Here is a 24,712-nt window from a genome sequence, read left to right as displayed (position 1 = left end):
GGAAGCGACCTAACCAAATCCGAGACACCGCTCGCACCCTCGACACGACTTGATGCCCCCATCGTGTGAAGAACACAGCGTGCGATCGGGTCTGACAGGGGGTGATCGTTCCTGGCAGCCGAGCGTGTCGGACTCGGCCCGCGGAAAGCGGCCGAATCGGGCGCTGTTGCCAGTACGGTGATCCGGTGAGCCACGCGCGACGCGAAGACCCGTTCCTGCCGGAGCACGAGGACATCACCGGGCTGATCCCCCGGGGCCTGCGCATCAGCGCCGCGCTGGCGTGGCGGTTCATCGTCGTGATCGCCGCGCTGTACGCGGTGGTCTGGGTGATCGGCTACCTGTCCGTCGTCATCATCCCGCTGTCCATCGCGCTGCTGCTGTCCGCGCTGCTCGCGCCCGCGGTGCAGAAGCTGGTGGCGGTGAAGTTCCCGCGCGGGCTGGCGACGGCGATCGTGCTGGTCGCCGGGCTGGCGGTGCTCGGCGGGCTGCTGACGTTCGTCATCACGCAGTTCTCCTCCGGCCTGCCGCAGCTGCAGAAGCAGCTCAACGACAGCCTCAACCAGATCAAGGAGTGGCTGCTCAACGGGCCGCCGCACCTGCGCCAGGAGCAGATCCAGGACTTCATCAACCAGGCGATCGGGTTCATCCAGAACAACCAGGCGTCGATCACGACGACCGCGCTGACGACGGCGAGCACCGTCGGCGAGATCCTCACCGGCTTCCTGCTGACGCTGTTCATCACGATCTTCTTCCTCAGCGGCGGCGACGGCATCTGGACGTTCCTGGTCCGCGCGGTGCCCCGGCGGGTCCGCAACCGCGTCGACGTCGCCGGGCGCCGCGGCTTCGCGTCGCTGGTCAGCTACGTGCGGGCGACGGCCGCGGTCGCGGTGGTCGACGCGGTCGGCATCGGCGTCGGCCTGTGGATCGTCGGCGTACCGCTGGTGATCCCGCTGGCGACGCTGGTCTTCATCGGCGCGTTCATCCCGATCATCGGCGCGGTCATCACCGGCGGCGTCGCGGTGCTGATCGCGCTGGTGACGAACGGCTTCATCGGCGCGGTGATCGTGCTGGCCATCGTGATCGGCGTAATGCAGCTGGAGAGCCACATCCTGCAGCCGCTGCTGCTCGGGCGGGCGGTCAAGCTGCACCCGCTGGCCGTCGTGCTGGCCATCACCGCCGGCCTGGTCGCGGGCGGGATCGCCGGCGCGCTGCTGGCCGTGCCGCTGCTGGCGGTGCTCAACGCCGGCGTCCGGTCGCTGCTGCACGAGACCAACCCGGACCCGGCCGAGGTGGACGTCTTGAACGACCAGGCCGCGCAGCCGAACGACGCCGAACCCGGGGGGCCGAAGGCCGAAATCGCGACGGTCGGCGAGGAGGAAGCCGGGTCGTCGACGGCCGAGCCGCCGAAGCGCAACGACAAGCCGTGACCACCCGGCGGTCACCGGACCCGATCACGCCCATGTGGCGTGGCGTGCTCGCGTTCCGCGTGCTCACCTGGGCGTTCGCCTGCGCCACCGTGATCGTCCAGAGCGGGCACTACAAACGCGAGTGGCTGGCCTGGACGATCCTCGGCGTGATGGCCGTGTGGTCGGTGGTGAGCAGCTTCCTCTACCTGCGCGAGCGGACGCGGCCGCCGGCGCTGGTCGTCTTCGACCTCGTGCTGACGACCGCGCTGCTGCTGACTTCGCCGTGGGTGCTGAGCGACGCGCAGTTCGTGCTGAACGTCCCGCTCATCACGACGGTGTGGGCGGCTGTGCCGCCGGTCGCCGCGGGCGCGCGCTTCGGCGCGGGCGGCGGGGTGCTGGCGGGGCTGGTCGTCGGCGTGGCGACCGGGCTGGCCCGGGACAAGTTCGACCTCGACGTCGCCCGCGACGGCGTCCTGCTCGCCGCGGCCGGGCTGCTGGTCGGCATGGCCGCGACGATGGGCCGCCGGTCCGCCGCGCGGCTGGAGCAGGCGCTGCGGAAGGAAGCGGCGACGGCCGAGCGGGAACGGCTGGCGCGGTCGATCCACGACAGCGTGCTGCAGGTGCTGGCCCGCGTCCGCAAGCGCGGCAACGAGGTCGGCGGCGAAGCGGCCGAGCTGGCGAAGCTGGCCGGCGAACAGGAGATCGCGCTGCGGTCGCTGGTGACGACCGAACCGCTGACGCCGAACGACCGCGGCACGGCGAGCCTGCGCACCGCGTTGCAGCTGCTCGCGACCTCGTCGGTGCAGGTCTCGACCCCGGCGGACGACGTCGAGCTGCCGGCCCACGTCACCGGCGAACTGGTGGCCATCACCCGCGAAGCGCTGTCGAACGTCGAGAAGCACGCGGGTCCCGACGCGCGGGCTTGGGTGTTGCTGGAGGATCTCGGCGGCGAGGTCGTGGTCAGCGTCCGCGACGACGGACCGGGCATTCCGGATGGCGTTCTCGAGCGAGCGGCCGCGGACGGGCACCTCGGCGTGGTGGAATCCATCCGGGGGAGGGTCCGCGACCTCGGCGGGAGCGCGACCCTCGACACCGGGCCCGGCCGGGGCACGGAGTGGGAGGTCAGGGTGCCGAGCACGAGGGGTACGAGATGAGCGACGAGCCGCGGATCTCCGTGATGGTGGTCGACGACCACCCGATCTGGCGCGACGGGGTGGCCCGCGACCTGACCGAGCACGGCTTCGACGTGAAGGCGACCGCGCCGGACGCCGACGCCGCGCTGCGCATCGCGCGGACGGTCCAGCCGGACGTCGTGCTGATGGACTTGAACCTGGGCAGCACGTCCGGGGTGGACGCGACCCGCGAGATCACCTCGGCGCTGCCGTCGACGAAGGTGCTGGTGCTGTCCGCGAGCGGCGAGCACAAGGACGTCCTGGAAGCGGTGAAGGCCGGCGCGTCCGGCTACCTGGTGAAGTCGGCTTCGGCGGCGGAGCTGGTGGACGCCGTGCACCGGACCGCGGCGGGTGACCCGGTGTTCACCGCGGGCCTGGCCGGGCTGGTGCTCGGCGAGTACCGGCGGATGGCCGACGCGCCGGCGGAAGGCGCCGAGCCGCCGCGGCTGACCGAGCGCGAGACCGACGTCCTGCGCTTGGTCGCGAAGGGGCTGACCGCGCGGCAGATCGCCGAGCGGCTCGTGCTGTCGCACCGGACGGTGGAGAACCACGTGCAGTCGACGCTGCGCAAGCTGCAGCTGCACAACCGCGTCGAGCTGGCCCGGTACGCGATCGAGCACGGCCTCGACGAGGAATAGCTAGGGCAAGACGGCGAAGCCGGACCAGGTGCTAGTCGGCAGCGCGGCCTTGCCGAGGCGCCACTGGGGCTCGCCCGGGTGCCAAGCGGCGAGGACGCCGTCGGCCAGCACGAGGTCGCCGGCGTCGGACCAGTCGAACCCGCCGCCGCGCTTGAGGTGCTCGGTGATGAACGGCATGGCCGCGACGTGTTCCCAGTTCGGCGTGTCCGGGTGCAGCAGCCAGAGGTCGCGGGTCTGCGTGCTGGTGCTGCGGTAGGCGGGGTCGGCGAAGTCGACGGCCCAGACGCCGCCGTCCCGGGACGGGACGACGGTGGGCGTCCGCGCGATCACCGGCCGGCTGAGCTGCTGGTGGCGGTTGTTCCGCAGGTCGACGAGGGTGAGCTCGGTCAGGCCGTCGAGGAGCATCCAATCGCCCGCGACGCCGAGGATGCGCGGCGCCTGCTGGACCGTGCGGCCGGTGTCGGGGTCGATCAGGGCGTCGGTCGAGGAGGCGTTGCCGGAGTCGATGGTGATCAGCAGGCCGTGCGGCGTCCCGGCGCGGACCTCGGTGCGGCAGCTGGCGGGCTGGCCGCGGCCGAGCTCGCCGCCGGAGAGCGAGACGCGCTGCAGCCGGCACGTGTCGGGCGCGTCCGGCCGGATGACCCACACGCTCTCGCCGTCGACGGCGGGCGCCACCGACCAGGCGTGGCCGAGCGACCGGGGTGGACTCGCGGGGCCGGTGTAGACGAAGGCCTCGAGCGGGTCGGTCGTGCCGGCCGGATGGGCGAGCAGGACGGCGGACTTCCCGACCCGCAGGACGCTCATCCCGACGTCGCCCCCGGGATAGCCGGGCGGGGTGGCGACGGGTCCGCGGTCGGCGTCGAACAGGGTCGGGCCGGTGGTGGGGAGCAGGGCCGTGACGCCGATGCCGCCGGTCGCCGGCCCGCCGGCGAGCCCCTCGGGCAGGGTCGGCGGGGCGGTCGGCGTCGTGCTCGTGGCCGGTGGCGGCGGTGACGGCGCTTCGGCGGTGCACCCGGACAGCAGGATCAGCGCCACGCCGAGGGCGGCGGCGCGGAATACGGGTCCGTTCAGGGTTTTCCCCCGATCTCCCTGGTGAAATCCGGTTCTACCATCATGGGCATGGGCGAGGAAGAGACCAGGGCGGCGGAACCGGTGACCGAAACCAAGCCGTTGAGCGAGCGCGATCTCCGGGTGTCCGACGACGAGCGCGAGCACGTCGTCGGGGTGCTGCAGAAGGCCATCGGCCGCGGGATGATCGACCTCGACGAGTTCACCGAGCGCACCGACCGCGCGCTGGCGTCCCGGACCCGCGGCGAGCTGAACGCCGTGCTGGCCGACCTCGCCGGGCTCTACCACCCGGCGGCGGCGATGGCGGCGGCGCCGTCGTACGCGGCGCCTTCTCCGGCGGCCGGGTTCTCGCCCGGCCGGCGGTTCGAGCTCAACGCGAAGTACTCGTCGCTGGTCCGCAGCGGGCCGTGGGTGGTGCCGCCGGAGATGGTCGTGCGGAACAAGTACGGCTCGACGAAGCTCGACTTCACCGAGGCCCAGGTCCAGTCGCCGGTGGTGCACATCGAGCTGGACGCCAAGTGGGGGTCGGTCGAGGTGATCATCCCGGAGCACGCGGCGGTCGACGTCAACTCGATCACCGACGTCAAGTTCGGCTCGCTCGAGGACAAGACGCGCAGCAACGGGCACCTGGGGAACCCGCGCTTCGTGCTGAGCGGCCGGGTCCACGGCGGCTCGCTGGTCATCCGGCACCCGCGGCGCGGGTTGTTCGGCTAGCCGGGGTCCCTCTGCCCCCGGCGTCAAGAAGGCCTCCCCACCCAGGCATCGGGTGGGGAGGCCTTCGCGCTGTTCAGGCGGTCCGCAGGTTCCGCGCGACGAACCAGACGAGGGCGGCGAACGCGACGGCGGCGAGCCCGGCGACGACGTGCAGGCCGGCGGGGAAGCCGTGCGCGCGGACGACGGCGTTGCCCAGCGTCCCGACGGTCGCGATGCCGAGGGCGTAGCCGAACTCGTTGACGGTCTGCGCCAGCGACGCGGCGGCGCCGGCCTTGCGCTCCGGAACCGAGCCGACGACGAGATCGGTCCCGAGCGCGACCATCGGCCCGACGCCCAGCGACGTCACGGCGAACCCGAGCGCGGGCCACGCCGGCCCGGCGGCGGCATCGGCGAGCGCGAGGATCGTCATGCCGGCCGCGGCGAGGGCGACCCCACCGGCGATGAGGACGTTCGGCTTCACGTGCCGGGCGAGGTGGGGCGCGGCCAGGAAGCTGACGGTGGAGGCGGCCATCCCGGGCAGCAGCCCGAGCGCGGCCCCGACCGGCGAGAGGTGCTGCGCGATCTGCAGGAACTGCGCGGTGAACAGCATCGTGGTGCCGCCGAGCATGCTGAACAGGAGCATCCCGCCGAGCGTGGTGCGGAAGGCCTTCGCGGCGAAGAGGCTGAAGTCGACGAGGGGGTCCTTCAGAGTCCGTTGCCGCTGGTAGAAGACGTACCCGACGGCCAGGCCGGCGATCAGCGCCGCGGCCGGAACCGGGTGGAAGCCGTCGCGTGCGAGCTCTTTGACGCCGTAGACGGCGGGCAGGATGGCGGCCAGCGACAGGGCGACGCTGGGGAGGTCGAGCCGGCCGGCCTGCGCGTCGCGGTATTCGGGCAGCAGCTTCGGGCCGATGACCAGGAGCACGACCATCGCGGGGACGCCGAGCAGGAAGACCGAGCCCCACCAGAAGTGCTCCAGCAGCAGGCCGCCGACCATCGGCCCGATGATCGCGCCGACGGTGAAGCAGCCGGCCCAGATCCCGATGGCCTGCGCGCGCTGCTGCGGGTTCTTGAAGAGGGTCCCGATGAGGGAGAGGGTCGAGGGGCCGAGGGTGGCGCCGGAGATCCCGAGCACGGCTCGCGCGGCGATGAGCATCCCGGCGCTGGTGGCGAAGGCGGCGCCGACGGAGGCGAGCCCGAAGGCGGCGGCCCCGATGAGCAGCAGCTTCCGCCGTCCGATCCGGTCGCCGAGGGTCCCCATGGTAACCATGAACCCGGCGACCATGAAGCCGTAGGTGTCCATGATCCACAGCTGCTGGGTCCCGTCGGCGTGCAGGTCGGCGGCGATCTTCGGCAGCGCGAGGACGAGGACGAAGACGTCGAGCGAGACGAGCAGGGTGGGCAGGGCCAGCACGGCCAGCCCGACCCACTCCCGGCGCCCGGCCCTCGCCGTCCCGGCCGGAGCTCCGCTCGGGGCTCCGGCCGGCGTTTCGGCGGTGATGGTCATGGCTGCGTCCTCTCGGCTCGGTGGTGCTTCCACCACTCCGTCGAGCGGGCCGGGCCGAAATCGACGGCGCCCCGGATTTTCTCCGGAAAGCCGTGAAGGCCACCTCGCGGTCGAGGCGGCCTTCACGGGGTTGTGTCAGGTTGTCCACACCCCTCGTGCATTGGGGACAACTCCGCGCATCCAGGTTCGCACAATCCAGCACTGTCGGTCACAGCCGATAGACTGAAAGTGGGGGGGGGCGCCCCCGGGGATAGGTCAGTTCGCTCAGGGGCGAGCCGCCGCGCGGGCCGCGGCCGGGTCCGACGTCGCCAGCGCCGCCTCCGCCAGTGACTCGCACTCCGCGAGCGTCGCCGACGCCAAGCTCGCGCCCACCGCACGGACCGCCGGGGCGTTCATCGACAGGCTCGTCAGGCCCAAGCCCGTCAGGACCAGGGCCAGCCGCGGGTCCGCCGCCGCTTCGCCGCACACGCCCGCCGGCTTGCCCGTCGACTTGGCCGCGTCGCCGATCAGCTTCAGCAGGCGCAGGAGTCCCGGCTGCCACGGGTCGTTGAGCTTCGCGACCGCGCCGAGCTGGCGGTCCGCCGCGAACGTGTACTGGGCCAGGTCGTTCGTGCCGACCGAGACGAAGTCGACGACGTCGAGGATCTCGCGCGCGCTCAACGCCGCCGCCGGGATCTCGATCATCACGCCCGCCCGGGCGATGCCCGCCGCGCGGACGCGCTCGGCGAACCAGGCGGCTTCCTCGACCGTCGCGACCATCGGCGCCATCACCGAAACCTCGGCGCCGGAGTCCTCCGCCGCGCCGGCGATCGCCTCGAGCTGGCGGTCCAGCACCTCGGGGCGGTCGAACGCCACGCGCAGCCCGCGGACGCCGAGCGCCGGGTTCGGCTCGGCTTCCGGCGAGAGGAAGGCCAGCGGCTTGTCGGCGCCCGCGTCCAGGGTCCGCACGATCACCGGCTTGCCGCGGAACGGCGAGAGCACCGCCGTGTACGCGGCGCGCTGCTCGGCGACCGACGGCTCGTCGGAGGCGTCCAGGTAGCAGAACTCGGTGCGGAAAAGACCCACACCCTCGGCACCCGCGTCGGCCGCGGCCTGCGCGTCGGCCGGGGAGCCGACGTTGCCGTAGACCTTCACGCGGTGGCCGTCGGACGTCGCGCCCGTGCCGTTCCAGTCGGCGAGCTGCGCGACCGTCGCGGTGACGACCGGCGCCGACGGGTCGGCGACCTCGACCGTCCCCGCGTCGCCGTCGACCGCAAGCGCTTGCGCGTCCAGGGCCAGCAGGCCACGCACCGCGACGACCGCCGGGATGCCCAGCGCTCGCGCCAGGATGGCGGTGTGGCTCGTCGGGCCGCCCTCTTCTGTGACCAGAGCGAGCACCTTCGCGGGGTCGAGGCCCGCGGTGTCGGCCGGGGCGAGGTCGCGCGCGACCAGCACGCTCGGCGACGCCAGCTCGGGCACCCCCGGCGGCGCGATGCCGAGCAGCTCGGCGATCAGCCGGTCGCGCACGTCGCGGACGTCGCGGACGCGCTCGGCCATGTACCCGCCCGCGGCGGCCAGCGCTTCGGCGAAGCCTTCCGCGGCCTGGTAGACGGCACGCGCGGCGGGCAGCCCCTGCGTCTGGACCAGCTGCTGCGCCTGCGACGCCAGCGCCGGGTCCGCGGCCATCGCGGCCGTGGTGATGAGGATCGTGGCCGCCTCGCCGGTGGCGGTCTCGGCCTGCTTTTCCAGCCGCCCGGCGACGACGGCGGCCGCGGGCGCGATCCGCGCGGCTTCGGCGGCGGGATCGGCGGGGGCCGGCGTGGCGGCGGGCTCGCCGAGCGGCTCCGCGACGCGGACGACGGGACCACTGGCACGGCCGGGGCTGACGGCGACCCCGGACAGAGTCTCAGACATGGTCTAGACCATAGCTCAAGTAGGTCTGGATATCTCGTGGTGGCGGGCACAAGCCTCGCTGACGCACCTGTTCGAGCACCGGCCGGACCTCCTCGTGCCACCAGGCTTCGGCCAGTTCGTCGCGGCTGGACACCGGCCGTCCGGCCAGCATACGGCGGAAACCCCAGGCCTCGGCCGAGTCGGCGAGCCGGAACCAGTCGGCCGGGTCGTCGAGCCAGAGCCCGAGCCGGACGTCGTCCGGCAGCGGGACGCGCTCGAGGAACATCCGCTCGGCGGTCTTCGACGGCAGGTCGGCGAGCGTCAGGCACCGCAGCGCGCAGGCGACCGTGCTGATCCAGCGGACCCGAGCGCGGATGGTCGTGGCGCCGCGGGCGCGGGCGATGGCGACGCGGTGGTGACCGTCGTCGACGAAGAACATGTCGGAGAGGCGCACGAGCCGGACCGGCGGGAGGTCGGCGGTCGTGCGCGTCAGCCGGTCCCAGCGGTCGCGCAGCGCGCGGTTGCGCGGCCGGAACTCGCGGTCGAAGTCGCCGGCGCGGGCGACTGTGCCGACGATGCCCTCCAGCGGGACGTCGTAGACGCCTTCGTCGACCTCGGTCTGCTTGCCCAGCGCCTGCAAGGTCTCCCCGAGCGGCATGATCGCGAGGTCGTCGGGTCGCCGCGCTTCCGCGATCGCCCTCAGCTGTGCGGCGTAGCCGCGCCACCAGGCCGAACCGAACGAATCGCCCATGTGTCGTACAACACGGGCCGCCGGGAGGTCATTCCGCCAGGTCGGCGGCGGTGGGGTAGGACGGCTGCGCGCCGGCCCGCGTGACGCTGAAGGCCGCGACGCGTGCCGCGCGCTTCGCTGCCGAGACGAGGTCCGCGCCGTCGGCGAGCGACGCGGCGAGCGCGCCCGCGAAGGCGTCCCCGGCGCCGGTGGTGTCGACGGCCTCGACTTCCGGCGACGCGACCTCGGTGGTGCCGTGGTCCTCGACGACGACCGCGCCGGCCGCCCCGAGCGTGACGACGGCAGCCCGCGGCCCGAGGCCGAGGAGCTTCCGAAAGTCCGCGCCGGGTCCGGTCAGCCAGGCGGCTTCGTGTTCGTTGACCAGCAGGACATCGAGCTTCGCGAGCGTCTCGGCGGAGAGCTCGGCCGCCGGCGACAGGTTCAGCAGGACTTTGACGCCCTTTTCGGCGGCCCGCGCGACGGCGTGTTCGACGGTCGGCAGCGGCACCTCGAGCGACGCGACCATGATCTCGACCCCGTCGAAGACGGCGTCGACGTCCGCGGGTTCCAGGCTCGAGTTGGCGCCGGGCGAGACGAGGATCGCGTTCTCGCCGTCCGGGGTGACGGTGATGTAGGCGATGCCGGTCGGCCGCTCACTGGTCCGGACCAGCCCGGTGTCGACGCCCGCGGCACGCAGCGAGTCGAGCAGCAGCCGGCCGTAGGGGTCGTCGCCGACGGCCCCGAGGAGCGCGACGTCCGCTCCGAGCCGCCCCGCGGCGACCGCCGTGTTGGCCCCCTTGCCGCCCGGCGAGAGGACGGTGTCGCCGCCCAGCACGGTCTCGCCACCCGCCGGCCGCCGCTCGACGGCGACGACGAGGTCGGCGTTGGCGGATCCCACAACGAGTACGTCCGAGTTCATACCGCACTGTCCCACGAAAGCCGTCCGACCAGGTCGGGAAGGGTGCCGAAGAGGAAAGTGAAGGTTTTTGTAACTTATCCGGCGTTGAGTGCGACAATCATGCGAGCAGCGGATGCCCGTCACTCGATCGGGGGATGTCCGTCCCCCGGCCGTCACTTCACGGACCGGTCCCGCTCTCCAGGTGCGTCATCACGCGAGACGTGGTGACGGTGCCCCGACCGGCGCGAGCCGGGCAGGGCCTCGAGTCGCCGGCGCCGATCACGTAGCCCCCCGAGTGATCGGCGTCGGCGGCGCCCCCGCCCCGCGCACGAGGGCCGCCGCGGCGCCCGGTGACAGCTTCGGAACCACCAGCCTCTCCTCGCCGTCCGGCGCGCTGACGTGCAGAGCGACGTATCGGCGAGTGGCTCGGCTCCCCGCCGGTGTGACGACCAGCCGAGCGACGTCCGCACGCCGGATGACGACCGGTTGACCGCTTCGGGGGCGCCACGTGATCGAGTCGCTCGTCAGCGAGAATTCGCCGTCCTCGCCCCGGTAGCGCGTCAGGTACAGCGATACCCAGACCACGACGGCGAGCGGCAGCGGAATCCCCGGCGGGATGTCGAACGCCGCCGGTGCCGTGAAGTCGATGACGACGAGCAGCCAGCCGGCCCGCAGGAAGAACCTCCGGCCGGCCGTCGACCGGCCCGCCCACACGACTTGCGTGGTCTGGGGCTTCTTGCGCGCACCCCACCGCAGGATCAGCCGTTTCGCCGGCCGGACCACGCCCAGGCCCCCGCGCCGGATCTCCCGGTCCGGCCACCGCACCAGCCCCGGCCGGACGGCGTCGATCGCGGCAGCGGCCTTCTCGGCATCGGCCTGCGGCAGAGCGGCCGTGAGTACGTACCCGTCCTTCGATTTGCTGCGGAACGCGTCCGCCAGGTATTTCACGGACTCGTCGTCGAGCAACGCGACCGAGACGAAAACCCGGTTGCCGGGCTGTCCTTCGTCGAAGACCACCGCACGCACGTCGTCCCACGGCAGGACGACCAGCCGGCCGTCGGCGAGCACTTGCCCGAAGCCGTCCGCGCTGAGGTGTGCGGTGACCGTGCTCAGTCCACCGTCCCGGCGAATCCGCGCGCTGAGGATCGGTCTCGCGAAGCACATGGCCACTCCCACGAGCGCGAGCGCCGGGGCGATCCACCAGGCGACCGGATCGTGACTCCGGTGCCACAACAGCAATCCGGCGAGCGCGATGACCACCGGCCCCAAGAGCATCACGCACCCGGCGAAGGCGCGCACCGCTTCGGGCGGGTTGTAGAGCGGGATCGCGATGCGGACGGCTGCGGGTGAAACACGCTGGTGGTCGGTCATGCGGTCCGGTCCGGCTGGTGGACGGCCATTGCCTCGCGCACCTGGCTCGCGGCCGCGTCGCTGAACGCCTCCGGCAGCCGGTACGCGCCCGGCACCATGATCGAACCAGCGAGACGCCAGTACCGCGGCCCCGACCATTCGGTGGGGGCGATCTTCCGGCTTCCCCGCCCGGTGCCCGCGGCCAGGACGCAGCTCGCGGCGGTCTTGATCAACTCATCCCGTCCAAGCGATGCCACCGGGCAACACCTCGCGGATGCGCGCCTCGAATTCCTTCGACGCCGTCGCGCTCAGCGTGGTCGGCAACCGGTACCAGCCGTCGGGCTGGCGGAGTTCGTGCAGTTCCGGGCGGCGGAGCGGGAAGTCGTCGCTCGCCGGACGGAACTCGAGGAGTCGCGTCGGCGTCCGCAGCTCGGCGATTTCCGGCCAGGAGACCGCGATCTGCCGGTAGCAGGACATCCAGCGGAGGCCGGTGGCCGACAGCTCCAGCATGATCCGGACCTTCCGGGACTGGTTCTGCCGCCAACCGATCTCCCGCCAGGACATGCCGACGAAGACCGCGGCGAACACCACTTCGCACGCGGTGCGGAACCCGTTGTGCGGCCCGAACTCGATCACGGCACCGAGGCCCAGCTCGATCGCGAGGACGAAGAACCGGAGCCACCACTGCGTTGCCCGATCCCAGCCGTTCAAGTGGATCTCGACGACCGAACCGGACGCTCGCGGCGGCGGCATCCACTCGGGCACCGCGGCCGTGACCGGTGGTGGCGCGAGAACCGGAGCGACGAGCTCTGCCCGGACTCCGACGTGCTTCGCCAGCACCTCGAGTACCCGCGGAACTTCTCGCTCGTACAGCCCGATCCCGGCCACCAGGAAGTCACCACCGTCGATGCGGACCAGGCTCCGGTGGTGGCTTTCGAAATCGTCCCGAGCCGGGCTGAGCACGACCTGGTGACGCTCGTGCTTCTGCCCGCTTTCGACGACCGCCGCGGCGGCGAGTTCATCCCACCGCAGGGCCCAGACGACGCCGCCGATCACCCGCGAAACGCCGGCCGCGTCGATGATCAGCTCGTTCCGGACCGGCTTGCGCACCGACCGCCGGACCATATTGAGCCCGAGCAGCCCGAAGGCGCCACCGAATACCCAGCCCGCGATGCCCGGGCTCCGCTGCGTCGACGCCAGCGCCAGCCACACGAACCCGCCGGCGATGAGGAGCAGCACCCCGGCGAGGATCCAGTGTCGGCCGTCCGTCCGCGAGACGACGATGCTCTCGTTCACGCGACCGCCAGCCGTTTGGCCGCGCCCGGCGAAACTGTCGCCGCCCGCCGATCCTCACCGCGACGGAGGATCACGTTGACCGAGACGTAGTGGCACGTGGCTTTCTTCGCCGAGGGCTCGGCGGTCAGCCGGGCGAGATCGGGGCGCCGCACCCCGGCCGTTTCCGGCTCGCCGGGAGTCATCGTCACCACAGCGTCAGATCGACCCGGAGATGCGCTGGCCACCTTGCTGCTGGAAGACCGGTTCGGCGGCCGCGGGCTTCTTCTCGTTGTAGTGGTTCTCCCGGTAGTTCTTGTAGGTCTCGTCGTACGCGCCCGCGGTCTTCTTGCCCGCTTCCTTGCCGGCTTCTTCACCGAGTGCCTTGGGCAGTTCCTTGAGCCCGTCCTTGAAGACGCCCGGCGCCGCGTGTGCCGCGTCCCGCAGTGCGGCGAGCAGCTTCTGGCCGACGGTTCGGAAGAGCCCGCTGAGGTGGTTGAACTGGCTGATGCCCTTCTGGAAGGCCCGCATGAGCTTCTGCAGCCACTCCGACATCCGCGTGCCGCAGCTGACGATCTCGGCCGTGCCTTCACCGGCCAGGCCCGCCGGCGCGGCGGGGCCCGGGTAACGCATGAGGATGCTGATCAGCTTGCCGATGCACTCGGTGAGCAGGTCACGCAGCACGCTGCGCACGACGTTCAGGATGCTCTTGCAGACGTCGATCAGGACCGAAACGGCTTTCGCGCCGCCCGCGACTCCGGAGTACATGTCGCCGAGCTCGGCGACGAACGCGCGATACGCGTCGGCGCCTTGCCCCTGCCACTCCGCGCTGTCGGCCTTCACGGTCTCCAGGAGCTCTTTGGCGATGGCGTCGATCTCGTCGCTGATCCCGCTCCACGTCTGCTGCATGACGTCGAGCTGTTCCTGGTTCCCGGTCACCCAGTCGAGCGGTGCGCGCAGGAACTCGACGTGCTCGATCAGCCAGCCGAGTCCCATGCTGGCCAGGCCGGCGATCGGGTCGCGAAGGAAGTCCATCACGCCCATGGCGCCGAAGCCGAGGTTGAGCAGGCCTTCGGTCCAATCGCCGTCGGCCGCCTTCGTCGCGGCGTCCCAGAAGTCCTGCGCCATCCCGGCGCCTTCGAGCGCCGAGGACCCTTCGTCGACCTTCTTCTTGGCTTCCGTCACCAGCGCGTTCTCAGTCAAGGTGGATGCCTTCCAAGCTCGCCTTGACGTCCTGCTCGCGCCAGTCGACGTGCTGGGACCAGGTGCGGACGCGGTCGATCTGCTCCTGGGCCACGTTCTTCGCGTGGCCGATGGAGTCGCTCCCCAGGGTCTGGGCGACGCCGCACAGCGCGCCGAGGCCGCAGGCCTGGCCGATCAGGCCGAACGCCATCGGGTCGACGACCTGGGCCGCCGCGTCCAGCGTCTTCGCGAACCGGTCGACGAACGGTTCGAGCTTCTTCGCGTGGGACAACAACTGCTCCGGTTTGATCCGGATGTCCGGCTGCGGGTTGTTCACGGTGTTCCCCTCCCTCGTTGCCCTGATCAGCGCAGGTAGTCGCCGTCGCTGAAGTAGTCGTCGTCGGCCCCGGCCCCGGGCGCGGGACGCGGCGGCGCCGGTTTCGGCTTCGGCGGTGACGGCGGCTCTTCCTCGGCGATGAAGCGGGACCCATCGTTCACGGGCGCCGCGAGGCCGCCGTCCGTGAAACCCTCTGGCTCCGGCTCCGGGAACTCGCGATGGAGCTGGTCGACCAGCTCGTTCATGGTGTCAGTGCCCGCGATCGACGGCATCCCCGCCTGCACGGCACCCGCGAGCCTGCTCTGCGCGCGCTGGACGGTCCGCAGGATCTCGTCGGCAAGGTTCGCCTTCTCCCGCACGGCGTGCCCGATCTCCAGCCCGACCAGGTTGCCGAGGTGGTTGACCTTGACCGCGATCTGGCCGTCCGGGCTGCGCTCCGCCACGGAGACGGCCGCCATCTCGGCTTGCATGCGGTCGCCACGCTGCTTGGCCTCGGCGATCTTGGCGTCGAAGCTCGCCAGCAGTTGCTCAGGGTTCGACACGCGAACCTCCCCTGTTCACGTCAGTAGCCGTACGGCGACCGAGTGTGGCACACCGGCACGACAGTTTCGGGGGAGTTCCGGTTTTCGCCACACTTCCGGGCGGCCAGACCGGTGTTAACGCTGGTCACAGGCCGACCCGAAAGCGCGGACGCGGCTCGCGCGGCAGTGGCAGGTGCGATGGCCTGAACTGGCCGATTCTTCGCACAGCCGGTAACCGGTGCGGTATCGTCCGTGACGCAAGAGGGGAGATCGAACGCGAGGGGAGCGCGGTTCGGTGGGGTTGTTCGGCGACATGCTCGACGCTGCCAAGCACGTCGGGTCGGAGATCGCGCACGCCGTGGAATCGGGCGGCGAGCGGCTTGGCAACGTCTTGACCGGCGCGGGCGTCGGCCTGCTCGCGGGCGGGCTTCCCGGCGCGGTCGCGGGTGCTTACGTCGGCTCGCAGACCGGTACCGGGGCAGCGAACCCGCAGGCTTCCGGGCTGTCACCGGGTCAGCTGGTCCAGGCCGTGATGACCGGTCCGGGGACCGAGTCACTGCAGAAGGTGCACCAGGCGGGCATCGACCAGTCGACCTACCAGCGCCAGCTCGAGAACGGCACGCGCGAACTGACGTCCGGTCTCGAGTCCGCGTGGACGGGCGGCGCGTCGGACGCGGCCCGGGAGCGGCTTCAGCCGTTGACGGCGTCGGCGACCTCGGCGTCCGCGACGCTGGACCGCAACTCGACGCTGGCCCAGGCGCAGATCGACCAGTTCCACCAGATGAAGAACTCGCTGCACCCGGACGTCACCGACCAGCCGCCGACACGCAGCGCCTGGGACGTCGTGACGCCGTGGGACACCGACACCGAAGACAAGATCAACCAGTACAACCAGAAGGCCCAGGAGAACGTCGAGCGGTACAACGCGTACTCGCAGCAGTCCAGCTCGAACACCGCGGCCCGGACGATCGACTACGGCCAGCTCGGCGCGTACAACGGCGGCGACTTCACGGTGAAGGACCCCAAGAAGCCGGTCGAGCCGCCAGCCAAGAAGCGGACCGGTGGCGACGACCGGTCGATCGGTGCCCAGGTCCAGCCGCCGCCGGCGGTCCACCCACCGGTCGTGCAGCCACCGCCGCCCGGCCAGGTGACCCCGCCGGGGCAGGTGACGCCGCCGGGGCACGTGACCCCGCCTGTGCAGGTCACGCCGCACCCGCCGAACGTGGACGACAGCGTCCGCGCGCAGAGTTACGTGCCGCCGTCGACGCAGTTCCCGCCGGGCTACCAGCCACCGGGGACGGGCCCGGGCGGCTTCGGCCCCGGTTCGGGTCCCGGAGGCGGGTTCGGTCCCGGCTTCGGACCGGGCTTCGGCCCCAGTGGCGGCGGCTTCGGGCCGGGCTCGTCGTCCGGCACAGGCAGCGGAACCGGCGCGGGATCGGGTGCGCGCGGTCCTGGCGCGGCGACCGGAGCCGGCGCCCCGGGCGAAGGACGTCCCGGCGCGGCCGGCGGGGTCCGCGGCGGCGCGGCGGGCAAGCCGGGCTCGCCGGGGATGGGCGGCATGGGCCACGGCGCCAAGGGCGGCAAAGGCGAGGAGGACGCGGAGCACCAGCGCGCGTCCTACCTGGTGGAGGCGGATCCGGAGAGCATCTTCGGCGGCTCCGACGAGCGGACCGTGCCCCCGGTGATCGGGCTGTGATCTTCCTGCCCAAGGCCGCCCTGCTCACCGCGTGGGAGTGGGAGCGCCACGGCCCACCGCCCGCGGTCCTCGGCGCCGACAACCTCTGGCTCGGCGACGAGACCCGCAAGCGGCTCGAAGAAAACGTCCTCGACGTCCTGGCCTCGCTCCGCCTCGCGGCGGGCGGCACGTTGACGCGCGAATTCCGCGACGTCCTGCGCGTCCTGGCGAAGGGCGCCCACCAGTTCACGGCGTGGCTGGGCGACATCGAAGCGAACGAGTCGGGCGCGGTGCTGGTGTCCGCCGCCGGCCCGGACGCGCTCCGGCTGATCCGCAAGGACGACACGGTCCGGATCGACGTGGTGGAACCGTCGCGGCTCGCGGAGTCCCTGGTGGACGTACTGCCGCCGGTGCCGCCCGCCCGGATTTCGGCGGTCTCGATCCCGGAGGCGCGGTTCTCGGGCCGCGCGGTCGAGGAGTCGTACGACCTCGACGACCCGACCGCCGACCGGGGGCGGGACCCGCTGCCGTGGGCGCGCCGGCTGATGGCTGCCCGGCGGACGGGGTTGCACCAGTGCTACGCCGTGAACCGAGGGATCCGCAGCGCGCCGATCACTGCGGTGGACGTGGCCGGGACCGGGCGGGTGCTGACGTACGTGTACCCGGGGCGCGAGCGGATGGTCAGCTTCCAGCCGGGGACCCGGGCTGCGCTGACCGATGCCCTGTACGCGACCCTGAACGGGTTAGGGGGAGGACGATGACAGGCTCGTTTTTCAGCGGGATCGGCTTCTGGGCGACGGACATGCCGAGCGCGGGGCCGCCGCCCGCCGGCGGGCAGGGCTTCGCGATGAGCTCCGACGAGATGCGGGCGATGCTCAAGAAGGCCGAGGACCAGCACAAAGAGCTCAGTAAGCAGATGCGAGCCGCCGAATCGCTGACCAGGGCGGTACCTCCGGCTGAAGAGCCAGTCAGTCAAGCAGCCGTACTCGGACCGAACGGGGTGAACGAGGCCGGCGCCTACTATCAAGGGCATTTGCAGTACCAGTACAACTACTACTCCGAACTGATCCGGCGATTGCGGCAGGCACTCGGTATCACCGAAGCCGCAGACCAGCAGGCAGCGGATTCGACCAAGACGATCAAGGGGTCGCTCGAATGAGGCATCGGATTCTCGTGCTCGCGGCGGTGGTCGCTGCAGGGACGACGCTGCTGACTGCTTGCAGCGGTAAAGAGGCGCTCTCCGGCACGCCGACGCCGGCGCCCGCCAGCACTCCTGAGCTTCCGAACAGCGGGGCACCTAAGGTCGAGAACCCGCTACCCGCCAAGGTGCTGGACGGCAATCCGTGCGATTCAGGACTTACTGCCGAACAGGTCCAGGGCTACCTCGGCCGAACAGATTCTCCCGATCCGAAGGACTCCGAACTGGGGCCGACGTGCGACTGGGCCAGCGACTCGGGGAGTTCGGCCGGAATCTTCCTCGTTTATGAGACAAAAAGCGGCCAGGGAATCAGTCTCACTTACAAGAACGAAAAGCCCAAGGCCAAGCGCTGGGTCGACAACCTCGCGGCAGTCCAGGGCTACCCCGTGGTCGGCTACGTGGACGTGGGGACGACTGACAACCGAACGTGTGTGGTCGTCGTCGGCATCTCCGATGAGCTGGCGTACTCCGTCTCGCTGAGCATCGGCGACTCCGCGGTCCAGGCCGGCAAGGACGCCTGCCAGCTCGGGCGGGGCGTCGCCGACACGGTGCTGACGAACCTCAAGGCGCGCGCCTGAGCTGCGCCTTTTCGTTACGGCCGAGATCGCGTTAATGCAAGACTTGTCGTAGTAAGCACCTAGACTGTTCGGATGAGCCACCCCACGCGGAGGGGTCGCGCGCGTGCGGCTACCGAACAGGACATCCGGCGGACCGCCCGGAAGCTGCTCGTCGAGCAGGGGCCGGAGGCGGTCACGCTGCGCGCCATAGCGCGGGAGCTGGGGATCACCGCGCCCGCGCTCTACCGGTACTACGAATCGCGGGATGACCTCGTCGAGAACCTGCGGCTGGACGTCTGCGCCGACCTGGCCGACGAGCTCGCCGAAGAGATCGCCGAGCTGCCCGACGACGGCATGCTGCAGCTGTTCGCCATCTGTAAGGGCTTCCGCCGCTGGGCCCTCACCCACACGAAGGAATTCACGCTCGTCTTCGCGTCCCCGACCGGGGGCGTGGGCTCCGCGGCCGGGAGCGCGCTGAGCCGGGTCGACGAGCCGTTCGGGCGGATCTTCCTCGCCGCCGCGGGGCGGGTGCTCGCGCGGACGGACATCGTGCTGCCGTCCGCCAGCGGGGTGCCCGACGAGCTGCGGGACGACTTCACGACGTTCCAGGAGTCGCTGAGCGCCGTGCTCGCCGAGTCCGACCACGACGTTCCGGTCGAGAAGCTCGACCTCGGCGTGACGTACCTGATGATCCAGTTCTGGGCCCGGCTCTACGGGCACGTCACGCTCGAGGTCTTCGGCAACTACCCGATCCCGATGTCCAAGCCGGACGTCCTGTTCGAGGCGATGCTCATCGACCTCGCCCGGGAGATCGGGCTCTACTCCGGCTAGGCCGCGTGGCCGCCGTCCACCGACAGCACCGCCGCCGTCACGTACTCAGCGCCGGGCGAAGCCAGGTAAGCGACCGCCGCGGCCACCTCCGACGGCATCCCGTAGCGGTCGAACGCCGTCAAAGCGCGCTGGTCAGCCGCGTACGGGCCGTCGGCCGGGTTCATGTCCGTATCCGTCGGGCCCGGGTGGACCAGGTTGACCGTGATGCGGCGCGGTCCCAGCTCGCGCGCCAAAGCCTTGGTCAGGCCCACCATCGCCGCCTTGCTCGTCGCGTACAGCGCCATGCCCGGGCCGGGCACGCGGTCCGTGACGCAGCTGCCGATCGTGATCACGCGGCCGCCGTCGCCCAGGACGCCGGCCGCGGCCTGCGTCGCCGCGAACACGCCGCGGACGTTCACCGCCAGCACGCGGTCGACGTCTTCCAGAGACGTCTCGTCGAAAGCGCCCACGAAGCCGACGCCCGCGTTGTTCACCAGCACGTCCAGCCGGCCGAACTCCGCGACGGTCGCGGAAACCGCGGCCGACACCGCGGCCGCGTCCGCCGAATCCGCCTGGATCGCCAGCGCGCGACGGCCGAGGCTCTTGATCTTGTCAACCACCTCGGCCGCCCGCGCGGCGTTGTTCACGTACGTCAGCGCGACGTCCGCGCCGTCCTCGGCGAGCCGCAGTGCCGTGGCCGCGCCGATGCCGCGGCTGCCGCCCGTCACCAGCGCCACCTTGCCGTCGAGGTTCATCCCCGGTTCTCCTTCGATCGAACGGATTTCCTTGACCGTTCAATCAAATAGAGAACGCGCGAACAACACCGGCGGCTTTCCGACAGCGCGCTAGATGTGATGTCAGGGAGGTTGGTCAGTAGGACCGGGTCCGTTTAGGGATGACGCCCAACTCGGTGCAGGTGTCGCGCCAGGCGTGGGACCGGTAGGCCGAGCCGTTGTCAGAGAGCACACGCTCGACGGTGACCCCGTGGCTGGTGAGCCAGGCGACCGCCCGGCGCAGGACCGCGATGGCGGTCACGGCGGTTTCGTCGGCGTGGATTTCGGCGTAGGCGAGGCGGGGCAGGCCAGGGGTGGCGCGTTTGTGGCGCTCGCCTTGCTGCCGGCCGACGTAGCGGTGCCCACCGCCGTCGGGGAGGTTGCCGAACTTGGTGACATCCACATGGATCAGCGAGCCTGGGTGGTCGTGTTCGTAGCGGCGCAGCGGTTCGCCGGTGACCCGGTCGATGCGGGTGAGCCGGCAGCGCACGAGTACCGCGTGCACGGTCGAGGCCGGCAGGTTGAGCCGGCCGGTGCGGGCGGCTGCCGCGATCGGCCATTCCGGCTGCGCCTTCGTCGCGGTGGCGCTGTGCCCACTTCGCGGCGGTGTTGGCGGCGACCATGAACATCTTCGCCGCTGCGGTGCAGGTCCAGCCCTCTTCGACGATCAGGCGTGCCAGTCGCAGCCGGGTGAGACACGAAGGCCTCCGGTCAGTGAAGCGGTCCCTCGACAGCTCCACTTCACATCCGGAGGCCTTCACCTGTCCGCACGACAGGCCGTCACCAGGTCACCTCGACTCGGGACAAGCTAGAGGACGATGTTGACCAGCCGTCCCGGCACCACGATCACCTTGCGCGGCGAGCCGCCGCCGACCAGCGCCGCGACCTTCTCGTCCGCCAGCGCCGCCGCCTGGACCTCGTCCTGCGACGCGGACGCCGCGACCGTCACCCGGGACCGGACCTTGCCGTTGACCTGGATCGGGTACTCGACGGAGTCCTCGACCAGGTACTTCTCGTCCACCACCGGGAACGGGCCCTGCACCAGCGAATCCACGTGGCCCAGCCGGTGCCACAGCTCCTCCGCCAGGTGCGGGGCCAGCGGCGCCAGCATCAGCACCAGCGGCTCGGCCAGCTCGCGCGGGGTCGACGCGGCCGCGCCGTACACCTTGGTGACGTGGTTGTTCAGCTCGATCAGCTTCGCGCCGGCCGTGTTGAACCGCATTTCCGCGTAGTCCTCGCGGACGCCCGCGATGGTCTTGTGCAGCACCTTGCGGTCCGCCTCGGAAGCGTCCTCAGTGGACACTCGCAGCTCGCCGGTCGTCTCGTCGACGACCAGGCGCCACAGCCGCTGCAGGAACCGGTGCGCGCCCACGACGTCCTTCGTCGCCCACGGGCGCGACATGGCCAGCGGGCCCATCGCCATCTCGTAGAACCGGAACGTGTCGGCGCCGTAGTTCTCGGCCATCTCGTCCGGCGTGACGACGTTCTTCAGGCTCTTGCCCATCTTGCCGTACTCCTGGGTGACCTCTTCGCCGTTGAAGAAGTACTTCCCGTCGCGCTCCTCGACCTGCTCGGCCGGGACGTAGACGCCGCGCGCGTCCGTGTACGCGTACGCCTCGATGTAGCCCTGGTTGAACAGCTTCCGGTACGGCTCCTTGGACGTCACGTGCCCCAGGTCGAACAGCACCTTGTGCCAGAACCGCGAGTACAGCAGGTGCAGCACCGCGTGCTCGACGCCGCCGACGTACAGGTCGACGCCGCCGGTGTCGTCGGCGCCGTACTCGCCCGGCCGCGGGCCCATCCAGTACTGCTCGTTTTCGGGCGCGCAGAACGTTTCGCTGTTCGTCGGGTCCACGTAGCGCAGCTGGTACCAGCAGGAACCCGCCCAGTTCGGCATCGTGTTGATGTCGCGGCGGTACTTCTTCGGGCCGTCACCCAGGTCCAGCTCGACCTCGACCCAGTCGGTCGCGCGCGCCAGCGGCGACGACGGCATCGAGTCGCGGTCCTCCGGGTCGAACGTCACCGGGGAGTAGTCGGCGACCTCGGGCAGCTCGATCGGCAGCATCGACTCGGGGACGGCGTGGACTTCGCCAGCCTCGTCGTAGACCACCGGGAACGGCTCGCCCCAGTAGCGCTGGCGCGAGAACAGCCAGTCGCGCAGCTTGTACTGGACGGTCCCGGTGCCGGCACCCTTTTCGGTCAGCCAGTCGATGATCGTCTTCTTGGCTTCGGCGACGTCCATGCCATCCAGGAAGCCGGAGTTGATCGCCGGGCCGTCCCCGGTGAACGCCTTGCCGTCGAAGCCTTCCGACGGCTGCACGGTCCGGATGATCTCCAGGCCGAACTTCTCGGCGAACTCCCAGTCGCGGACGTCCTGGCCGGGCACGGCCATGATCGCGCCGGTGCCGTAGCCCATCAGCACGTAGTCGGCGACGAAGATCGGGATCTGCTTGTCGTTGACCGGGTTCGTCGCGTACGCGCCGGTAAAGACGCCGGTCTTCTCCTTGTTCTCCTGCCGGTCCAGCTCGGACTTCCGCGACGCCGCGACGCGGTACTCCTTGATGGCCTCGGCGGACGTCGCCGCGCCGCCGGTCCAGCGAGAATCGACGTCCTCGGGCCAGGCCGAAGTGACCAGCTTGTCGACCAGCGGGTGCTCCGGCGCCAGCACCACGTAGGTGGCGCCGAACAGCGTGTCCGGCCGGGTCGTGAAGACCTCGATCGCGTCGTCACCGGACTTGAAGGTGACGCGGGCGCCGTGCGAGCGGCCGATCCAGTTCCGCTGCATGGACTTGACCTTCTCCGGCCAGTCCAGCAGGTCCAGGTCGTCGACCAGGCGATCGGCGTACGCGGTGATCCGCATCATCCACTGCCGCAGGTTGCGGCGGAAGACGGGGAAGTTGCCGCGCTCGCTGCGGCCGTCGGCGGTGACCTCTTCGTTCGACAGCACGGTGCCCAGGCCCGGGCACCAGTTGACCGGCGCTTCGGAGATGTACACCAGCCGGTGGTCGTCGATCACCTTCTTCCGCTCGGATTCGCTCAGCGACGCCCAGTCACGGCCGTCCGGCGTGGGACGCGAGCCGTCGGCGAACGCGGCCTCCAGCTCGGCGATCGGGCGCGCCTTGCCCGCCTCCGTGTCGTACCACGAGTTGAAGATCCGCAGGAAGATCCACTGCGTCCAGCGGTAGTACTCGGGGTCGATCGTGGAGATGCGCCGGCGTTCGTCGTGGCCCAGGCCCAGGCGCCGGATCTGGCGCAGGTAGGTCCGGATGTTCTCCTCGGTCGTCTTGCGCGGGTGTTGCCCGGTCTGGACCGCGTACTGCTCGGCCGGCAGGCCGAACGCGTCGAAGCCCATCGTGTGCAGCACGTTGCGCCCGATCATCCGGTGGTAGCGGGCGAAGACGTCGGTGCTGATGAAGCCCAGCGGGTGCCCGACGTGCAGGCCGGAGCCCGACGGGTACGGGAACATGTCCTGGACGAACAGCTTGTCGCTGGGCACCGGCTGCCCCTCGACGGCGAGCGGCCCGACGGGGTTGGGCGCGTGGAAGGTCCCCTGGTCGGCCCAGTGGTCCTGCCAGCGCTGCTCGATCTGACCCGCCAGCGCGGCCGTGTAGCGGTGCGCCGGGACGTCGGTCCCTGTCGCCTCAGTCATGACGTCTTCCTTCGTTTCAAGCTCGAGGCACTCTTTCCCGCCGAGAGCTCATCGATACAGCCGCTCCAGAAACAACTCGACCCCTCAGCCACCAGGGCATGAGGGGTCGCCGCACCGGCCGGGCCGGGCCCGGTCAGCGCGGCAGGCTAAGGAGCAGCCGAGCCGTGTTCATGTGCACATCGTAACTTGCTGGTCAAAGCCGTTCCGAGGGGACCGCCAGTGCGACGAACTGGGTGACCTGGGTCGCGGAGAAGTTGTTGTCGCTGACCAAGATCAAGCTGCGCTCGCCGTTGGGCAGCTGCGGCCCCCACGTCATGCCCTCCAGGTTGTCCACAGTGGACAAGCCGAGGTCGGCCGCGTCGAAGAGGAACCGCTTCTTCACCGGCTTGACGTTCTTGGCGTCGGCCAGGGACTTGACGTTCAGGACGTTCGTCGCGCCCTTCGTGTCGATCTCGTAGACGCGCACCTTGTTGCCGACGCCGGTGACGAACGAGCGCTCCATCATCAGGAACTTCGTCGGGTCGGCCTGGTCGACGGCCAGCATCGAGGAGACGCCGGTGGTCGCGAACGCGCCAGCGGGCACCGGTGACGCGAAAATCGGCTCCTGCGGGTAGGCGTACTGCGCCAGCACCGGGCCGTACCGGCCCTGCAGGGTGATCCGGGAGACGCCGCCGGTCGTACGCGTCGACTCGGGGCCGTCCTGCAGCAGCGGGCCCTCGACGTCGCTGGCGACCAGCGCGCCGAAGCCCGCGAACGTGAGGCCCTCGAGGACGAGGTTCTGCCGCGGGCCGGCCGTCGGCGTCATCTTCTCGTTGGCGGGGATCGGCAGGTCGCGGACGTATTCCCCGTCGCGGCGCGCCTCGCGGATCGACGGGTCGATCAGCGTCGTCGCCGTCCGCTCCCCCTCCTGCGACCAGTAGTAGTCGCCGGTCCACGGGTCGACGCGCAGCTCTTCGGGGTCGATCGTCTGCTCGTTCTGCGGCTTCGCCGGGTCGTTCTGCGCGAGCGGCGGGTACGGCGTGCCGTCCGGGCGCAGCAGCGGCTTCGTGCCGGTGAGGGTGACCGGGCCGACGCCGTTCGCGGACACCGGGAAGGTCGCGGTGTAGAAGCGGGCGGGGTTGATCGCCGACCGGTCGTCGCAGATCAGCGCGTAGCCGCCGGTCCGCGGGTCGTAGTCGATGCTGGAGAGGCCGCCGACCGTCGTGCCCTGGAACTGCAGGTTGAGGGGGACAATCTGCTCGCCGAGCAGCCGGATCGGCCGCTGGTGACTCTCGGTGGCACTCGCCGGTGTCACGGCGAGGATTCCCCCGATCAGGGCAGCGGTCAGGACGGTGGGCAGTACACGCGGTGACATGGCCTGTAGCACAGTCGATCAGGGTATCCGGCAGGTTGCCGGGGCGTCAC

General features: G+C 70.9%; 24 protein-coding genes and 1 pseudogene. 9 read left to right on the top strand and 16 right to left on the bottom strand.

Features of this window, described 5'->3' with window-relative positions:
• The first annotated feature begins 185 nt into the window (after positions 1-185).
• The 3 genes from ACZ7OH_RS17495 to ACZ7OH_RS17485 are packed head-to-tail and all read left to right on the top strand — an operon-like array spanning position 186 to position 3,216.
• Positions 186-1,427 (top strand): AI-2E family transporter, encoded by a 1,242-nt coding sequence (locus ACZ7OH_RS17495; RefSeq protein WP_470281701.1) that lies wholly within the window; start codon positions 186-188, stop codon positions 1,425-1,427.
• Positions 1,424-2,560, top strand: coding sequence for a MacS family sensor histidine kinase (gene macS, locus ACZ7OH_RS17490; RefSeq protein ID WP_470281700.1), 1,137 nt, complete (start codon positions 1,424-1,426; stop codon positions 2,558-2,560). Before ACZ7OH_RS17495 ends, macS begins: the two co-directional genes overlap by 4 nt.
• Complete coding sequence (locus tag ACZ7OH_RS17485; protein WP_400897270.1) at positions 2,557-3,216, top strand: response regulator; 660 nt, start codon at positions 2,557-2,559, stop codon at positions 3,214-3,216. The genes macS and ACZ7OH_RS17485 overlap by 4 nt, the downstream gene beginning before the upstream one ends.
• Here ACZ7OH_RS17485 and ACZ7OH_RS17480 read toward each other — a convergent pair whose 3' ends face one another.
• Positions 3,217-4,251 (bottom strand): hypothetical protein, encoded by a 1,035-nt coding sequence (locus ACZ7OH_RS17480; RefSeq protein WP_470281699.1) that lies wholly within the window; start codon positions 4,249-4,251, stop codon positions 3,217-3,219.
• Between the two features lie 84 nt (positions 4,252-4,335).
• Here ACZ7OH_RS17480 and ACZ7OH_RS17475 point away from each other — a divergent pair, with 84 nt between their 5' ends.
• Complete coding sequence (locus ACZ7OH_RS17475; RefSeq protein ID WP_470281698.1) at positions 4,336-4,998, top strand: DUF1707 SHOCT-like domain-containing protein; 663 nt, start codon at positions 4,336-4,338, stop codon at positions 4,996-4,998.
• Between the two features lie 73 nt (positions 4,999-5,071).
• Here the strand turns inward: ACZ7OH_RS17475 and ACZ7OH_RS17470 are convergent, their stop codons facing one another.
• The 11 genes from ACZ7OH_RS17470 to ACZ7OH_RS17420 all read right to left on the bottom strand — a co-directional run bounded on the left by ACZ7OH_RS17470 (position 5,072) and on the right by ACZ7OH_RS17420 (position 14,667).
• Complete coding sequence (locus tag ACZ7OH_RS17470; protein WP_470281697.1) at positions 5,072-6,484, bottom strand: MFS transporter; 1,413 nt, start codon at positions 6,482-6,484, stop codon at positions 5,072-5,074.
• Positions 6,485-6,748: 264 nt separating this feature from the next.
• Positions 6,749-8,377: a phosphoenolpyruvate--protein phosphotransferase gene (ptsP, locus tag ACZ7OH_RS17465; protein ID WP_470281696.1), complete on the bottom strand. Its 1,629-nt coding sequence runs from the start codon at positions 8,375-8,377 to the stop codon at positions 6,749-6,751.
• Positions 8,370-9,107 (bottom strand): hypothetical protein, encoded by a 738-nt coding sequence (locus ACZ7OH_RS17460; protein WP_470281695.1) that lies wholly within the window; start codon positions 9,105-9,107, stop codon positions 8,370-8,372. Before ACZ7OH_RS17460 ends, ptsP begins: the two co-directional genes overlap by 8 nt.
• A 28-nt stretch (positions 9,108-9,135) precedes the next feature.
• On the bottom strand, positions 9,136-10,005 hold the full coding sequence (locus ACZ7OH_RS17455; RefSeq protein WP_470281694.1) for a ribokinase: 870 nt from the start codon (positions 10,003-10,005) through the stop codon (positions 9,136-9,138).
• Positions 10,006-10,263: 258 nt separating this feature from the next.
• Positions 10,264-11,355 (bottom strand): hypothetical protein, encoded by a 1,092-nt coding sequence (locus ACZ7OH_RS17450; RefSeq protein WP_470281693.1) that lies wholly within the window; start codon positions 11,353-11,355, stop codon positions 10,264-10,266.
• Positions 11,352-11,567 carry a hypothetical protein gene (locus tag ACZ7OH_RS17445; RefSeq protein WP_470281692.1) on the bottom strand — a complete coding sequence of 72 codons (216 nt, stop codon included), beginning with the start codon at positions 11,565-11,567 and terminating at the stop codon, positions 11,352-11,354. Before ACZ7OH_RS17445 ends, ACZ7OH_RS17450 begins: the two co-directional genes overlap by 4 nt.
• A 1-nt stretch (position 11,568) precedes the next feature.
• Positions 11,569-12,630 carry a hypothetical protein gene (locus ACZ7OH_RS17440; RefSeq protein WP_470281691.1) on the bottom strand — a complete coding sequence of 354 codons (1,062 nt, stop codon included), beginning with the start codon at positions 12,628-12,630 and terminating at the stop codon, positions 11,569-11,571.
• Complete coding sequence (locus ACZ7OH_RS17435; RefSeq protein ID WP_470281690.1) at positions 12,627-12,812, bottom strand: hypothetical protein; 186 nt, start codon at positions 12,810-12,812, stop codon at positions 12,627-12,629. Before ACZ7OH_RS17435 ends, ACZ7OH_RS17440 begins: the two co-directional genes overlap by 4 nt.
• A gap of 13 nt (positions 12,813-12,825) precedes the next feature.
• Positions 12,826-13,809: a WXG100 family type VII secretion target gene (locus ACZ7OH_RS17430; RefSeq protein WP_470281689.1), complete on the bottom strand. Its 984-nt coding sequence runs from the start codon at positions 13,807-13,809 to the stop codon at positions 12,826-12,828.
• A complete protein-coding gene (locus ACZ7OH_RS17425) occupies positions 13,802-14,125 on the bottom strand; it encodes a hypothetical protein (RefSeq protein WP_354908845.1) in 324 nt (107 codons plus the stop codon). The genes ACZ7OH_RS17430 and ACZ7OH_RS17425 overlap by 8 nt, the downstream gene beginning before the upstream one ends.
• Positions 14,126-14,151: 26 nt before the next feature.
• A complete protein-coding gene (locus ACZ7OH_RS17420) occupies positions 14,152-14,667 on the bottom strand; it encodes a YbaB/EbfC family nucleoid-associated protein (RefSeq protein ID WP_470281688.1) in 516 nt (171 codons plus the stop codon).
• Positions 14,668-14,941: 274 nt separating this feature from the next.
• On the opposite strand from ACZ7OH_RS17420, the gene ACZ7OH_RS17415 reads away from it, so the two are divergent.
• The 5 genes from ACZ7OH_RS17415 (at position 14,942) to ACZ7OH_RS17395 (ending at position 18,907) form a co-directional block, all read left to right on the top strand.
• Positions 14,942-16,342 carry a hypothetical protein gene (locus ACZ7OH_RS17415; protein WP_470281687.1) on the top strand — a complete coding sequence of 467 codons (1,401 nt, stop codon included), beginning with the start codon at positions 14,942-14,944 and terminating at the stop codon, positions 16,340-16,342.
• The gene (locus ACZ7OH_RS17410; RefSeq protein ID WP_470281686.1) at positions 16,339-17,082 is read left to right on the top strand and encodes an ESX secretion-associated protein EspG; all 744 of its coding nucleotides are present in this window, start codon (positions 16,339-16,341) and stop codon (positions 17,080-17,082) included. Before ACZ7OH_RS17415 ends, ACZ7OH_RS17410 begins: the two co-directional genes overlap by 4 nt.
• A complete protein-coding gene (locus ACZ7OH_RS17405) occupies positions 17,079-17,480 on the top strand; it encodes a hypothetical protein (protein WP_470281685.1) in 402 nt (133 codons plus the stop codon). Before ACZ7OH_RS17410 ends, ACZ7OH_RS17405 begins: the two co-directional genes overlap by 4 nt.
• The gene (locus ACZ7OH_RS17400; protein WP_470281684.1) at positions 17,477-18,097 is read left to right on the top strand and encodes a DUF3558 domain-containing protein; all 621 of its coding nucleotides are present in this window, start codon (positions 17,477-17,479) and stop codon (positions 18,095-18,097) included. Before ACZ7OH_RS17405 ends, ACZ7OH_RS17400 begins: the two co-directional genes overlap by 4 nt.
• A gap of 72 nt (positions 18,098-18,169) precedes the next feature.
• Positions 18,170-18,907: a TetR/AcrR family transcriptional regulator gene (locus tag ACZ7OH_RS17395; protein ID WP_400897291.1), complete on the top strand. Its 738-nt coding sequence runs from the start codon at positions 18,170-18,172 to the stop codon at positions 18,905-18,907.
• Here the strand turns inward: ACZ7OH_RS17395 and ACZ7OH_RS17390 are convergent.
• The 4 genes and pseudogenes from ACZ7OH_RS17390 to ACZ7OH_RS17375 form a co-directional block, all read right to left on the bottom strand.
• Positions 18,904-19,641: an SDR family oxidoreductase gene (locus tag ACZ7OH_RS17390; RefSeq protein ID WP_470281683.1), complete on the bottom strand. Its 738-nt coding sequence runs from the start codon at positions 19,639-19,641 to the stop codon at positions 18,904-18,906. The two genes, ACZ7OH_RS17395 and ACZ7OH_RS17390, sit on opposite strands and share 4 nt — an antisense overlap.
• Positions 19,642-19,765: 124 nt before the next feature.
• A pseudogene (locus ACZ7OH_RS17385) lies at positions 19,766-20,393 on the bottom strand (leucine zipper domain-containing protein); the annotation flags it as partial.
• A gap of 74 nt (positions 20,394-20,467) precedes the next feature.
• Positions 20,468-23,308, bottom strand: coding sequence for a leucine--tRNA ligase (leuS, locus tag ACZ7OH_RS17380; RefSeq protein WP_470281682.1), 2,841 nt, complete (start codon positions 23,306-23,308; stop codon positions 20,468-20,470).
• A gap of 193 nt (positions 23,309-23,501) precedes the next feature.
• Positions 23,502-24,662 carry an esterase-like activity of phytase family protein gene (locus tag ACZ7OH_RS17375; protein ID WP_470281681.1) on the bottom strand — a complete coding sequence of 387 codons (1,161 nt, stop codon included), beginning with the start codon at positions 24,660-24,662 and terminating at the stop codon, positions 23,502-23,504.
• Positions 24,663-24,712: the final 50 nt, after the last annotated feature.

It is taken from the genome of Amycolatopsis sp. NPDC114478 (genome assembly GCF_055633805.1).
Note: the sequence above shows the minus strand (reverse complement) of the source record. Positions and strands in the feature narration are given on the sequence as shown.

What these genes read in the sequence shown, in the direction of transcription:
- ACZ7OH_RS17485 (WP_400897270.1), top strand. Translation starts at nt 2,557, where the DNA reads ATGAGCGACGAGCCGCGGATCTCCGTGATGGTGGTCGACGACCACCCG.
- ACZ7OH_RS17475 (WP_470281698.1), top strand. Translation starts at nt 4,336, where the DNA reads ATGGGCGAGGAAGAGACCAGGGCGGCGGAACCGGTGACCGAAACCAAG.
- ACZ7OH_RS17470 (WP_470281697.1), bottom strand. Translation starts at nt 6,484, where the DNA reads ATGACCATCACCGCCGAAACGCCGGCCGGAGCCCCGAGCGGAGCTCCG.
- ptsP (WP_470281696.1), bottom strand. Translation starts at nt 8,377, where the DNA reads ATGTCTGAGACTCTGTCCGGGGTCGCCGTCAGCCCCGGCCGTGCCAGT.
- ACZ7OH_RS17460 (WP_470281695.1), bottom strand. Translation starts at nt 9,107, where the DNA reads ATGGGCGATTCGTTCGGTTCGGCCTGGTGGCGCGGCTACGCCGCACAG.
- ACZ7OH_RS17455 (WP_470281694.1), bottom strand. Translation starts at nt 10,005, where the DNA reads ATGAACTCGGACGTACTCGTTGTGGGATCCGCCAACGCCGACCTCGTC.
- ACZ7OH_RS17450 (WP_470281693.1), bottom strand. Translation starts at nt 11,355, where the DNA reads ATGACCGACCACCAGCGTGTTTCACCCGCAGCCGTCCGCATCGCGATC.
- ACZ7OH_RS17435 (WP_470281690.1), bottom strand. Translation starts at nt 12,812, where the DNA reads ATGACTCCCGGCGAGCCGGAAACGGCCGGGGTGCGGCGCCCCGATCTC.
- ACZ7OH_RS17405 (WP_470281685.1), top strand. Translation starts at nt 17,079, where the DNA reads ATGACAGGCTCGTTTTTCAGCGGGATCGGCTTCTGGGCGACGGACATG.
- ACZ7OH_RS17400 (WP_470281684.1), top strand. Translation starts at nt 17,477, where the DNA reads ATGAGGCATCGGATTCTCGTGCTCGCGGCGGTGGTCGCTGCAGGGACG.
- ACZ7OH_RS17395 (WP_400897291.1), top strand. Translation starts at nt 18,170, where the DNA reads ATGAGCCACCCCACGCGGAGGGGTCGCGCGCGTGCGGCTACCGAACAG.
- ACZ7OH_RS17390 (WP_470281683.1), bottom strand. Translation starts at nt 19,641, where the DNA reads ATGAACCTCGACGGCAAGGTGGCGCTGGTGACGGGCGGCAGCCGCGGC.
- leuS (WP_470281682.1), bottom strand. Translation starts at nt 23,308, where the DNA reads ATGACTGAGGCGACAGGGACCGACGTCCCGGCGCACCGCTACACGGCC.
- ACZ7OH_RS17375 (WP_470281681.1), bottom strand. Translation starts at nt 24,662, where the DNA reads ATGTCACCGCGTGTACTGCCCACCGTCCTGACCGCTGCCCTGATCGGG.